General features: G+C 43.6%; 10 protein-coding genes. 1 reads left to right on the top strand and 9 read right to left on the bottom strand.

The genetic code is table 11. The features are described 5' to 3' along the window. Positions 1 to 40 precede the first annotated feature (40 nt). Genes M3085_RS12350 through M3085_RS12340 form a run of 3 tightly spaced genes read right to left on the bottom strand, consistent with a single transcriptional unit; the run spans position 41 to position 1,720 of the window. Positions 41 to 1,009, bottom strand: coding sequence for a lytic transglycosylase domain-containing protein (locus tag M3085_RS12350; RefSeq protein ID WP_262921573.1), 969 nt, complete (start codon positions 1,007 to 1,009; stop codon positions 41 to 43). 13 nt (positions 1,010 to 1,022) lie between these two features. Beyond that, positions 1,023 to 1,493 (bottom strand): hypothetical protein, encoded by a 471-nt coding sequence (locus M3085_RS12345; RefSeq protein WP_178255647.1) that lies wholly within the window; start codon positions 1,491 to 1,493, stop codon positions 1,023 to 1,025. Beyond that, entirely contained in the window at positions 1,490 to 1,720 is a 231-nt protein-coding gene (locus M3085_RS12340) for a DUF2007-related protein (RefSeq protein ID WP_178255646.1), read from the bottom strand. Before M3085_RS12340 ends, M3085_RS12345 begins: the two co-directional genes overlap by 4 nt. 409 nt (positions 1,721 to 2,129) lie before the next feature. Between M3085_RS12340 and M3085_RS12335 the strand changes: the two genes are divergently transcribed. After that, positions 2,130 to 2,570, top strand: a complete 441-nt coding sequence (locus M3085_RS12335) for a Panacea domain-containing protein (RefSeq protein WP_249053153.1) — start codon at positions 2,130 to 2,132, stop codon at positions 2,568 to 2,570. A gap of 826 nt (positions 2,571 to 3,396) precedes the next feature. On the opposite strand, the gene M3085_RS12330 is transcribed toward M3085_RS12335, so the two are convergent. From M3085_RS12330 to M3085_RS12305, 6 genes are all read right to left on the bottom strand, one after another. Further along, a complete protein-coding gene (locus tag M3085_RS12330; protein ID WP_249053152.1) occupies positions 3,397 to 5,829 on the bottom strand; it encodes a hypothetical protein in 2,433 nt (810 codons plus the stop codon). A gap of 21 nt (positions 5,830 to 5,850) precedes the next feature. Continuing rightward, positions 5,851 to 8,025: a fimbrial protein gene (locus M3085_RS12325; RefSeq protein WP_249053151.1), complete on the bottom strand. Its 2,175-nt coding sequence runs from the start codon at positions 8,023 to 8,025 to the stop codon at positions 5,851 to 5,853. Positions 8,026 to 8,027: 2 nt separating this feature from the next. Then, positions 8,028 to 9,407, bottom strand: coding sequence for a hypothetical protein (locus M3085_RS12320; protein ID WP_249053150.1), 1,380 nt, complete (start codon positions 9,405 to 9,407; stop codon positions 8,028 to 8,030). A 19-nt stretch (positions 9,408 to 9,426) separates the two neighbouring features. Next, on the bottom strand, positions 9,427 to 10,395 hold the full coding sequence (locus tag M3085_RS12315) for a FimB/Mfa2 family fimbrial subunit (RefSeq protein WP_249053149.1): 969 nt from the start codon (positions 10,393 to 10,395) through the stop codon (positions 9,427 to 9,429). A 138-nt stretch (positions 10,396 to 10,533) separates the two neighbouring features. Next, positions 10,534 to 11,565: a hypothetical protein gene (locus M3085_RS12310; protein ID WP_249053148.1), complete on the bottom strand. Its 1,032-nt coding sequence runs from the start codon at positions 11,563 to 11,565 to the stop codon at positions 10,534 to 10,536. Between the two features lie 68 nt (positions 11,566 to 11,633). Next, a complete protein-coding gene (locus M3085_RS12305; protein WP_249053147.1) occupies positions 11,634 to 13,097 on the bottom strand; it encodes a DUF3868 domain-containing protein in 1,464 nt (487 codons plus the stop codon).

Here is a 13,097-nt window from a genome sequence, read left to right as displayed (position 1 = left end):
AAATAAACAATTTCTTGATATGCCACTGTATAAAAATCGGTCAATCAACTACCCAATTTTTGTCATGTGGCAGGGTCATCAGCGGATTGTAATACATTCCTTCCGTGTCGGGAAGATAAATGATATATTCCTTGTGGCTGTGGTTGGGAAGCGACTGTGAGCGCAACCACGGGTTCAGGTTTCGTAACAGCGCGTAGCTTGTACCCTGACTTTTGGCAAACCGGGGCAAATCGCTGATGGTCGAGGTTACTTTTACCGTATGATAAGGAATAGGAGGGTAGAGGTCTTTGCGCTTCAGACGGAAACCGAACTTTTTCGGGTCGGACAGCATGATCTTCACAGCCAGTATGCGGTAAACATAGCGCGATGTTTCTTCTACCAAGTACAGATCGAGCGCATTGTCGGTATACTGCCGGTCTTGCTCACGCGATATGCGTCCTTGTCCCGCGTTATACGAGGCTGCCACCGTTTCCCAGTTGCCAAAGCGGGCGTATGCCTGCTTCAGATACTTGCAGGCAGCTTCCGTCGATTTTTCTATATGATAACGTTCGTCTACATGATTGTTTACTTCCAGCCCGAATTCTTTGGCGGTAGTGGGCATGAATTGCCAAAGCCCCGCTGCACCGGCATACGAGCGTGCCGTAGGGTTGACGTTGCTTTCTATTGCCATCAGGTATTTGAAATCATCGGGCACACCGTTTTTCCGCAAGATAGGTTCTACGATGGGGAAGTAGCGGTTGGCACGCTTGATGATTTGTAACGACGTGCTGTGAAGGTAGGTAAACGCCATCAACTCCCTGTCCATCCGTTCGCGGCGGTCGAAGCGCGTGAGGTCGATAGGTATGCCGCAGAAATCAATACTGTCGGGCACTTCCACGCAACTGTACGTTTCCGGCTCCACCGGTTCTTCGTGCGGCACAGCGCGGCAGTATGTAAAGCCTTGTAAAAACGGCGCAACAAGTAAGATGAAAAAAAAGATTCGCGTGCGTATATATTTCTTTATATTCATGTCGTTTCAGGAGTTATTCTTCCATTTTGAAGCTGTGTAATATTGATTCGGCAGTCTGTTCGTGAGCTTTCGGGCAAACGATGGATACATAAAAGCCGCAACTTGCGTCTTTAGCCATCAGGTAGCTGTACACACACCGTTCGGATTCACAGTTACCGGTTAGTTTGGCGCCATAAAATTGCGGCAGTTCAAACGATGTAACGTCCGTCTGTTCGGTCACCTCGTCGTCTGCCGCGATGTTTTTCAGTTCTTGCGGGAGTTCGGACACCTTAATACCTTCTCCGGCAAGCAGTTGTACCGTAATGTAATAATTCGGGTTAGAAACGATGTATCCTTCTTCCGAGTCATCCTCTACTTCGATGTCCTCCGGAGCCAGAAACGAAATGTCATACGATGCCCACCGGGTCGTTTTCAACTCTTGTGCCCCGACGGGAGCGATGCCCCCAATCAGGGTGGCAAGCGTAATCAAAATCAAATGTCTCATGCTTTTCTTTCCGCCACTACTTTCCGGGCGTATACTTCTTCTTCTTTATTAACCATTACCAATACATTTCCTGCCGTGCCCGAATAGGGTGACGTCACTACCGACAGGGTTTCATCTTTCAGCATCGCGTCAACACCAGCCGATGCCAGCAAACCTTTAACCAATTCAGCTTCCCAGAGGTCTCCTCTGAAAACTTCTACCAATGTGTCATACGCAGCCTCTTTCATAATCGTAACGTTTTTGTTTATAGCAAAGATAAGTATAAAAATTGAGATTATGAATTTTTGAGCAGAATTTAAATAAGCTCTAAGTAGGTTCTTTGTCTCTTTAGAAAGGGGTTAGCAGCGTGTTTCGTTTGATATTGTTACGCATTCAGGTAAAAGGTTATCCTGTTACCGCCTGTAACTATCGTAGCATGTTTAGGGAAATGTGTAAATATCTATGTAAAATATGGCGGATAATGTGAAATTTCAGCTTGTTTTGATGTGGAATAATGTGAAAAAATCTATTTGCAGGTGTTATAAACTTTATTATGTATGTATTAATAGTTAAAGTTTTATGTATCATATTACTATGTGATAAATTTTTCTTTTCTTTGTACGAAAATTATAAGTAATAGAATTATATACGTATTATATGGCATACAGTGTTTTAGATATAGCAAATAAATTGTTGTGTAAAGCAGCGAATTATAGGGGAGGAGAGTTGATGTCAAACCTTAAATTGCAAAAAATGTTGTATTATGAACAGGGGTATCATTTGGCTAAATTCGGAACTCCACTTTTTCAGGAAGAAATAGAAGCGTGGATGTATGGACCGGTAGTACCTTCTGTTTATGAGTATTACAGCAAGTTTGGAGCTAACGGTATTTCTCCGGAAAGAGAAGAACTTGATTTGGATAATGAGTTGGAAGAAAAATTATTTGATGAAGTTTTTATTGCATATTCTCCCTATTCGGCTATCGGTTTGATGAATAAAACCCATGAAGAAAAGCCGTGGAAAACTACTCCTGCTAAAATGGGTAGTATCATATCAAAAGAAAAACTTGAAAAATTCTTCAAGACCCGTATAAAATGAGTAGTTATAGAAAGAGAAAGATAAGGATAATGATTTCGAGTTGATAAAGCGAGTTGTTGATTCGAATCAAATAAGTAGAAAAGAGATAGAGGATTTGGTTTCAATAGATCATCCTCTTTTTTCTTTTAAATACTTGCAAAAGCAGTCTGTTGAAAACTGTACGGATGTTAAATTCTTCCAGAGTTTTATATTCAGGTTGAAAAAATTATCGGAATTGGGGTGGAGTGAGATAAGGAAGTCGGACAGACATTCTTTTGGGATGGAAAAAATACCGTACTATAAAATAAAGCCCAAATCTCAACTTCCAGATTTCATAACTCCGGATGTTGAGTTTTGTGTTTTTAGGGCAACGGGGTCTAATCTTCCTTTTTTAGGTATTCAAGAAGGAAAGATTTTTTATATTATATTCATTGAAACTAATTTTGGTGACATTTATGACCATTGATTTTACTAGTCGGTCGCAATACAAAAGATGTCGGGAATTTCTGTTTTCAAGAGCTTCCGGCATCTTTTTGTATATTGATATTTTCTCTTGTTAGTCACCCTAAAAATTCTACCCATAAAGCAGTTAGGTTTTACGGGTAGCATCAGACAATTCTACCGTTAGAAATGACCAACGCTTGCGGTAGCGTTTTAAGGGATAAACAAGTGCTGTTATTCAGCGATTTATGAAAATAGTAATGCCCGGTTTCTTCCGCCGAAGAACCGGACATTGCCGAAGGAAAAGATTCAATGTTTATCTACGTAAACCGACTGAATCTAAGGTTTCTCTTTTCCGCAAAGAGGGATATTTATGTATATGAAGTTTTTGCTATGCCAACTTTTATTAATAACCACTGCGGAGTGTAATTGTTCGTTGGTCTATCAATTTTCCTACCGTGATTTCTCCGCGATAGTTGGTAGTCAAGATCATGCCCTTACTACTATATTGGAAGTAAAGTTTGGTATTTTCCGTCCAACCAACGAATGTTTGGAATGTGATTTTTCCATTATCCGATTCAAAATCCCGAATCCAACTCTGGTAACTGCTGTCTTCGTATATCGAAATGGTTGCTCCGTCGGGGACAGGGTCGGTTTTTGTTTCGCTTCCTCCCCAATTCCATTCTGTATGAGTATAATTTACTGATATCTCGCAAGGCGGAGTAGTATAACTGATGATAGCCGTTCCGTGGTCATGAGAAGATAACTGAATGTCTTCTGTGGAGAGATTCTGTTTTACTTCAAACCGGATCTCCTGACGGGCATACGGATCGTTCGGTGTATACAGCAGGCAGTGTTTTTCTTCATCTACTGTATACGTTCCGGTTGAACTGGATAACGGGATCAAGTAGTCTGTATAGATTTCTACTACTTTGTGTTCTCCGCCTGCCCATCCATCACCTTGTTTATGAAGGTCGAAACGAAGGGTTAATTCTTTTCCGCTGTTTTTGTATTCGCTAAATTGGTAAGTATCTTCATGTTCCACACCGTCTGCACCAGCTAAAGTAACTCTGCCAAAGTCATAACGGTTGTCTCCTTCATTGATAAACTTGGCTACGTTATTTTCATCGTAGAAGTAAGGATTGGTTACATGGATACTTGTTGCACTGGTAGCCACGTTTGTTTTGAAATGATAGTAGAAACGGCCGCTTGCCATACGATAGTCGTTAAAACTAACGGTTGCTTTATAGCTGAATGTCTGGTCGCCCGATTCCACCGGAATACGGTTTTGGTTTACATCGGGGTAGATGGATTTGCGTTCTACCGGCTCGATGTCGAGTACCAACGGGAATGCAGCCGTAGGCATGTTTTCCGGCAGACGGACTATCAGGGTCACTTCTTCGCCTATTTGACGGGGCACTACATCCTCACAGTCTACAGCCTCGAAGCGGAACGGTTCGCGTACGCGCACTGTTACCCTGCGCGATAATCCGGATGGAGTAGACAAAATGAAATCTTGTGTTTCCATCAGTGCGGGCAGAGCTGCCGGGGTAACGGTAAGTACACCGTCTTTGGCATTCCAATTAGAAATGGCATTGCTATTTACCGCACCGATTTCGCTGCCGATAACCGGGGTGACAGTTACAGATTCGTTACTAAGGTTTCCTTCGTAGTTGTCGGTTTTATCTGTATAGTATTCATAGCGGATGGAAATAGCTTTGGTGTCTACCAGCAGCGTATCAAGCGTTTCTACCCACAATTCATTGCCCAAACCATCTTCGATGCGGTTTACTTGGCTTACTTCGATGGAAGCCCCGATGTTGTTCGAAGCTACTGCTTGCATCGCTTTTTCGGGTGTTTCATATCCTTCTCCGTTTACCTTAGTCAGATGAATCTTATACCAGAAGTTGCGGTAAAGGTTCAGGTAGGTAGTGATATAGGTTGTTTCATCGGTTTGTACGATGTCTAATTTGTAATACGATGTTTTGTTGGTCAGTGTATTGCGTATTTTTAACAATACGTATGCCGGACGTTCCGCATTGTCCTGATTACGTTCGTACACGTACTTGTCGCTCATTGTAAATCCTGTTTCAGCATCAGGAGCTTCTTTTTCATTGATAACTTCCCCGGCGGTATTTCCTCCGAAGTTGTTGTTCATGTTGATAAATTGAGTGTAGTCGTAAGGAGTCTTTTGGTCTGTTCCTCCGGCAAAGGTGGCAAATTCTCCGTTTGCTGTTTTGCCACCTGTGTAGGGGGCTACCGTACCTTCGCTTGTATTGCGCATGATGGCGTAGCCCAGCAGCTCTATTTCCTCCAACTGTTCGTCTACCGTAATTTTAGCAAAGTTGCGCACCAAGCTCACCATAGGTAGTTGGGTTTCACCCTTAATGTTATCCACCTCAATGCGTTGCCAGTAAGCATCCGTACCGTTGCTAACGGTAAGTCTGCTGAAAATACTTGTTTCGCTTTCATCGGGCACATAAGTGTCATACGTTACATTGCCCAATACAAAATGCAAAATACATTTTTCGTTAGAGGGTGGGAGGCTGACTGTATAAGTGCCTGTTTGTCCGGCATCATCAAACGAATTGACCGTTGCTGTTTGGTTGGCAACGAAGAAACCCTTTTCATCGAACACCAATACGTGCATCGGCATCGTGGTTACATCCGTTGGTTTATCTCCCATAGCACGTGTGGCAGCCGTCGGTTCGGGAATTGTTACCGAGAAACGATACTCACCCGGTTTCAAATCCGGCATTACCGCCATGTTTTCATCCTGTTGGCAAGATACAGCCAGCAGGGTTATTAACATACTTATATATAAACAAATCTTTTTCATAACTGAATCATCATTTTAAAGTTATTGACGTTCTTCGTCTCCCCATGTAAACTGATTCGGGTTCTGAATTTTGTCATTTCCCCAATACCATACATCGTAAACGCAACGGACTACATGCTTGTTGTTGTCACTATAGAAACCTTTATTGTAGGTGTCATTATTGTAATATCTACCTGAAGCATAATAATCTCCGCTAAACAGAACAGGTATTTTATGAGCATCAGAAAGACCTATTATATACTCAATTTCTCCTTCTGTCGGAATTCTCCAACGCCCTGCCGGATAACCGTTTTCTTGATAAGAGGCACAACGTCTTTGTGCTGTTTCATAGGTAAGCGAGCCGCTGTTTACTATTCCCCATGAAGAGGCAATTTTAAAAGCAGGAGCAACGGTGGAACCATATTTTTCAATATCTTCTACATTTTCTTTTATGGTTGGATAATAATAGGTCAAGTGCTTGCGAGTATTGTCTGCTTTATCCTGCAAATAGAGTAGGTTATCCACTTTTTCACTTCTCGGATCACCGATCGCATACTTATCATCCACATCGAATGAAGTAATATAGATGGTATATTGATTTTGATTATTGTTTGAAGAACTACCGTTATTAGGATTATTTACTCCTCCTAAAGTGTTATTATCATCATCTCTTACATTTGCATCACTCCCACCTACACCATATATAAAACGGTTATTTCGCCCATTGTTATTCAATTCTCCTACAATATACATGGCAGGATATTGCTCTATTGTCCAAGTGTCTGTATGAATCCCATCCAAGTTATAAACTTCTACTGTAATGATATAAGGTACATGGTCGTTGGCATCCAAAGGGTGGGTTAATTTGATGGTATTTTCTTTATTTCCTTCAGACACTTTAAATTCACTGAAAGTAACCGGACGGTTAGAATTATTTCTGTCTTGAGTATAATCAGCGTTTAAGGTTACTTGGTAAGCATTTGTTTTATGATAATCCATGTAAGTAACCTGTGTAACTTTCGTTTTATTCCAATCAATATTACTACTGCTGATGTAAGGCATTTCCAATTCATCCACATTGTTCATTACAGAATGATATTCATCCAGTACGAGGTATTGGTAATTCTGCATTTCGGTAGAGATTTCCATTGTTGACCAATCCATAATCAGGAAGTTGGCTTTTAACTCTATGGCATCTTTCGGGTCTAAACTTCCTAATACGCCTACGTTGACGTTTATTTTATAATAACGGTTACGCAGTAATGTGGCAGGAGAGTCGTCGCCCGTGATGGGAACACGATAATAATAATTTACAGCTTGTTGTGAAGTACCGTCAGCACTTACCGCACTCCATGGAACACAAAGAATCAGGTAAGAATCTTGGCGTCCGGCAGTAGTTTCCGGATTCGGGTAAGAATAAAACGGAACATGTTCGTAATTCGTCGTTGTCTCCGGTTCATCGGCTTTCGGGGTGTACGTGCGCTTCAAGCGTGTAATGTAGTCTGATTCCTGTACGGCATACTGTCCGTCTAACTGTGTGGATTTCACTCCGTAAACCATTGTTACGTTCATTTTGTTGCGTACCGGTTTATAGGTTATGGCATCATCCCCTTCTCCCACTACGATTTCATCTTTTTCCACCGTAGGGAAAAGCACTACCTTAGCCATTGCGCGAGTCAACTCAACCGTTCCCGGTGTAGTTCTTGAGATGGTAATCGTATTTCCGCCATCCATCAACAAAGAAGATTCTTTTTCGGCATTTGTACCGCTTAAATCCAAATCGGCTTTCCATTCGGTTGTTACCTTTGCTGCTTTCAGTTCAGCAAGCGTTTTGCCTTTAGCTGTATCGTTTGTATAACCGAAATCATGGTTAGCTATTACATATATATAATAAGAAGAGCCTTCGTGTATGATGTCATAATCCAATGTTACATTGAGTTTGTTCTCTTCATCAGCCTGTAAACCGGTCTGTGCATAAATACACTCTCCCGTTTGGTCGGCGTTAAAGAAAAATACATCGGCACGTTTTACCGTATTTTCATTATAACGATCTTCGCCCGCTTCCTTATTATCGCCATCGACTCTCGTGGTCAAGACAATTGTCTGATCTTTACCGTTCGCACTTTGTCCGTTGCCCATGTCGTCTTTTTGACAAGACGAGAAGCTGCAGATCATCATCAGTGCGCATACGATATGATAGTATAGTTTTCGTTTCATGATTATTGAGCTTGAATTAAAGTAAAACGATTTATCGGGTCGGTCTCTTCACCGGGATTCATCACTTTGTTTGGATCGGTCAAATCCAACTCATACGTATTTCCTGCGATATCGGCAAATACATGGAGTATCACTTCGGGTTGTCTATCTTCCAAATCAGGATTGGTTACTTGTACTTTGATAGTCTGTTCAACCGGATTACCGTCTGAGTAAGCTACGCCTGAAGTGAAGCCTTCAACAATTTGGATGTCGTTTACGTCTCCCGTAAGCTGGGCACGCCAAGTAGCACTATTGGGTGCCTGAATGGTGAATTTCAGTTCTGCCGGGACTGTCGGACTGAGGTGAATAAGATTATTCTCCAGATCAGAGCCTTGTTCCAAATAGGTACCCTCCATCCAACCTGCGCTGCTATAACTCAGATTGTCTTTGAAGTCAATGGTAACATCTTCCACATCCCACGGTTTCACATTACATTGCAATTCCCATCCTGAAGAGTTTGCCGTGGCATCAATACTTAATATGTTGTTTCGTATCAGTTCGGTGATAGGCGTTGGGCCGTCTTTTTGGTATATTTGCGTAAGCGGGAATTCGGTATTATCATTCAAACCTACGGTGAAATTGCTGCCGGCGTTCGATTCGTAGAGGTAATAAGTAAATGTTTCTGTTTGTTCGGTTGGTATGGAATACCCTTCTGTAAACGACTTCAATTGATATGTTTTGGTGTCGGTGGCGTTTACCAAATGGCTTTCAGCCGGAAAGAATTGTCCGAAGTTCACTCTGTCTATTTGCAAAGCAGAGCCTGTGGCATTTGTGATGTTCAAATCGATGCGGGCTACGGCGCGTGTCACGAGGATTTCAATCTCCTGACCGTCGGAAAGCTCTTTGGCTGTTGTCTTGCCTGCCATCGGAAGTCCTTCAGTGGCTATCTCGTCGTCTCGTTTGGGGAAGGTGTTAGCATCGGCTGTCAGCGTGGTGGCATTAAATGTCGGTTCTTCGAACGTTGTTCCTACGCCGTAATTCGTTTCAAAATCGCCATCGATGCTTTCCTCATTTACCACAGCATAGAACTGTGTAGCTTTGGCAGGTAATCCGATGATATTGATACCCTGCTGCAAGAGTGGGTCGGTAGCCGATGTAAATACATGTTTGCTGTTTATTACAATCGTTCCGTCTTGTACGATGATGAGGCGCAGGGTTTTGATACCTTCCTCCGGGGTGACATTCAGGTCGGTTGTGTCGGTAGCGCGCGAATCTAATTTGACGGTGACGTTTGCCATATCGGAAGATGCGGCGGGGGCTACATCGTCTTTGATGCAGGAATTCAGCGTTCCCGCCAACAGCAATGCAGCCGCTAAACCTATATATTGTTTTATTCGTTTCATACTCACATTGATTTAAAGGTTAGTTCCACTCCGGTTTGCCATCTACAATCACCCAGTCGGGCACAACGATTTCGGCATTCAGTCCGTGGAATTGTATTTCGATCGGAAGTGTGGCTTCTTGAAGGGTTACCGATTCTTCGATTGCATCGTTGCGCGTGATGTAGTTATAAAGATTTCCGCTGATGAGCGGTGCAGCATCTTCGCCCGCTGTCAGGTCGCGAAGCACGAGGGTGTGTTCGCAGCAGTCGGCAGTAACGTCACCGTGGTCGTCCATACGGAAAAGAGCGAGGTCTTGCGTGCGGTAACACTGATTTTCGGCATCGTATACCAATTCGGGGTAAATCGTACCTTTTTGTGAAGCGTCCGTATTGATTTCGTTATTGAAAGAACATTGGGCATTCGAGTTTTCGATGCTCAACTGGTAAGGGATGGATGCGTCTTGTTGGCGTGTGGGGGCAGGCAGACCGTAGATGCGCACATCCACATTTACGTGGGCGCTGTACAGTGTTACCGTGTCGCGATACATCACGCCTTCTTGCGAGGGCATCGTAAATTCATGCTGACCCAAATAGTTGTGGTCGTGATTGGTTACGACATCCTCGGTCTCGTCTCCCCAGTTCGGGCTTTGGAGGAAGATGTCATCAAAACTGGTAGCAGTTACGTTTACTACTTGCGTAGCGTCGTAGGCATTACCCACAGCAACTACTTTGTAGCGTTGTCCGGGTTGTAGCTTGAACGACGGTTTGGCGGAGAATGTCGCCAGTTCGTCCTGATTGTAAGTGCCGACACCTAAGATGTGCCCGCCTTCGTCGAAAACATACAGGTCTACTTTATCCATGTATTGATACAGCACATCCTTATCGCCGTCGGCGAGATATTGGAAGTAGATGGTTACGTTATCGCAATCATCGAAATCTTCCTTGATGCAGCCGGTTGCCAGGACGAGCGCAATCGCTGCGGTAAACATTATTCGTATATATCTTAGCATAAATTTCTCGGTTTTTTAGAAAACTGTATGTTTGAATCTGAAGATAACCGGGGCGGGCAGAACGAGTGGACCGCCCCGGTTTTCCTTTATGCTCTTGCTTGTGGAGCAAGAAAAAAACAGTTGTTTATATGGAGGATATTAGTTCCAAGTAACAGTACCGTCGACCAATTTCCACGGTTTGATAGAAACTTCAGCAACTACGTTTACATCTTCAGCACCAATAATAGTATTACCGATTGCTTTATCGGGTACTTTCAAACCGTCAAAGTTATATACATAACCTGCTTTAAATTCGGTAATTTTACCTTCATCATTAATTCCTAATCCGGCTTGTTCTTCTGCTGTCAGATCAGCAGCGTTTGAGACAATATAATCTTTTACAGTTGCATAACCAGCACCTTTGATAGGACCATCAACCCAAACGCGGTCTGGAGTAACTGTAATATTGCTGTAACACAAAGTCAGGATAGGCTTACCCGGGAATACATTGTAGCTGTAAGGACCTGCCCATGGACCTTCTGTTTTCCAATCAGCACCAATGGCATCGCTAATTGAAGTATTAGCAGATGCTTCAGCCCAACTATTGTAAGTTGTAGATACAGCATCTTCGCTCAATTTAACGCCGTTCATAAACAAACCGTCAAAAGTAATAGTCTGGAACCAGCAGGCACCTTCGCTATCATCGTGGCTGATATTAGAGAAGTTCAGATAAGCAGTTTTATGTTCCGGATTCAAAGCTACGGTATAAGTCTTAGATGCTTCATCGTAATCTTCTGCCGTAATGTTTTCTTCTGCAAACATCGGAGCTGCAAGTCCTGTTTGAACAACATCCAAAGTCATGGTTGCTTTACCGTCATTGATAGAAACAGCAAGTTTTTGCGGGCCACGTACTCCTTTAAATACAAATTCATTAGCTTCCTCTATTGAAGTAAATGGACCTGCTTCCTTACCACCGACACTTGCAGTCAATGTTAGTGTAATTTTTTGAATTTCTACATCTTCAGTTTCAAGTGTTGATTCACCTACTCTACTTGCTAAAGCATCAGTAGAAATGTGTACTCTTACCGAAGCGTCACCTTCAATGCCACCATTTTCTACAACATCTTCATTTGAGCACGCGAACAAACCCAAGCCCGCAAATGCTAAAAACAAACTCTTTGAAAGTTTCATAATACAAAAATTTTTAGTTAAACAGTTTGATATTAATAGTTCTCGTTCTTTATTTTGATTGACTTCTATTATTCAGCCATGTACTCGTTATAGCGGAGGAGCTGATTCAAGTTGTCGGATGCTTGTGTGTAACCGGCTTCGGCGGCGCGGCGGAAAGCGGCTTCGGCCTTTGCTGTTTCGCCCATGCTGCTGTATGCCGCACCCAGCATGTTCTGCAGGGCACCGTCTTGCGGAGCACGTTCCAACATTTCGGCAGCCTCGGCAGCGCGATTGGCTTCAATCAGCGCCAGCGCAGCGTTGTTAAGTGCAGTAACATCGGTGGGATGTCCTTTCACTCCCGCTAACAAACATTCCGTATATTCGGGCGTGCCTTTTCCGTAACTGTCTGCCACCTGTTGTATTTCGCTTACACTCATCAAGTCGGGGCGAGACTGAATCATCTTCCGTCCTTCTTCGATGGTGAAATGACGCACATTATACTCTACGCGGTATTCGTTGCGGCGTACGGGAGGATACATTTCGTTGAGCAAACGCTGGTAGATTTCAGGCGGTACAAGGGCCTTCAACTGCTCTTCGCAGGCATCCTTGTCGCCTCCGCAGTTGTCTATGATGTCTAATACCTTATTCTGTTTCAACAGTTGCGGGCGTTTTTCCACTTCGCGGCGCAGCCCTTCCCAGTCTTCACCTTTCCATGCCACATGATAGATGGCAGGGTCAATGTTCTCCATGTCTTTCTTTACGTATTCGGTAAAGGCTTTCGCACGGCGTTCCGAGAGGTTCATGTTATAGTCGAACTTGCCTTCGGGCGAAGCATATCCTGTAACGTAGATGCCCGTAATAGTCAGGTCATCATTGTCTTTCACTACTTCGATGGAATGATGCACACTGTCAAGCTCCGAACGATTGTTTAAATAGTTCGGGTCAATCCGATGGCTGTCTTGCCGGAACTGGATATGAGCCGCGCGTGTTTCGGAACGGCGTTTCACCACCTCTTCTTTCGGAGCAATAAACGGCTTGTAATAAGTAGGATTCATGGGCGGGAAAATGTCGCCTGTGGTAGCTGTTTCGCCACCCTCATTGCAGAGTGCACATCCGATGACCTGTCCGCGTAACTGAATGTTTCCGCCTATCATCCAACGTTTGAACGGAATCGATGCCGTGTATTCCACGGTTTGTTCCGAACCGTTTTTACGGCGTATCACCGCTATGGCATCAGGATTCAGCCGCACATGGTCGAGCGTTTCTACGCGCTGCTGTACACGGTCGCGCACTTTACCGTTGATAACCACCGGAGGCAATTCCGCCTCTTGGCTTCCGTCTGCCGAAAGGATAACCGGTGTGAGTCGCAACGAGTGTTGCCGTTTCATGTCCAGCTCATCAAGGTTCAGCTCCATGCTCACATTCGCCTGCCGGTCGGCAGTTTTCGTCACCTCGCGGTTTGTCACTTTGATTTCACTCAGGTAAACCGTTTGCCCGAAGGCATATCCGCCTGCTGCCAGCAGGATAGCTAAAGATAGAATATGTTTTTTCAT

It is taken from the genome of Bacteroides caecicola (genome assembly GCF_023337095.1).
Lineage (GTDB): Bacteria > Bacteroidota > Bacteroidia > Bacteroidales > Bacteroidaceae > Phocaeicola > Phocaeicola gallinarum.
Note: the sequence above shows the minus strand (reverse complement) of the source record. Positions and strands in the feature narration are given on the sequence as shown.

Coding starts and splice junctions, on each gene's coding strand:
- M3085_RS12350 (WP_262921573.1), bottom strand. CDS start 1,009: ATGAATATAAAGAAATATATACGCACGCGAATCTTTTTTTTCATCTTA.
- M3085_RS12345 (WP_178255647.1), bottom strand. CDS start 1,493: ATGAGACATTTGATTTTGATTACGCTTGCCACCCTGATTGGGGGCATC.
- M3085_RS12340 (WP_178255646.1), bottom strand. CDS start 1,720: ATGAAAGAGGCTGCGTATGACACATTGGTAGAAGTTTTCAGAGGAGAC.
- M3085_RS12335 (WP_249053153.1), top strand. CDS start 2,130: ATGGCATACAGTGTTTTAGATATAGCAAATAAATTGTTGTGTAAAGCA.
- M3085_RS12330 (WP_249053152.1), bottom strand. CDS start 5,829: ATGAAAAAGATTTGTTTATATATAAGTATGTTAATAACCCTGCTGGCT.
- M3085_RS12325 (WP_249053151.1), bottom strand. CDS start 8,025: ATGAAACGAAAACTATACTATCATATCGTATGCGCACTGATGATGATC.
- M3085_RS12320 (WP_249053150.1), bottom strand. CDS start 9,407: ATGAAACGAATAAAACAATATATAGGTTTAGCGGCTGCATTGCTGTTG.
- M3085_RS12315 (WP_249053149.1), bottom strand. CDS start 10,395: ATGCTAAGATATATACGAATAATGTTTACCGCAGCGATTGCGCTCGTC.
- M3085_RS12310 (WP_249053148.1), bottom strand. CDS start 11,565: ATGAAACTTTCAAAGAGTTTGTTTTTAGCATTTGCGGGCTTGGGTTTG.
- M3085_RS12305 (WP_249053147.1), bottom strand. CDS start 13,097: ATGAAAAAACATATTCTATCTTTAGCTATCCTGCTGGCAGCAGGCGGA.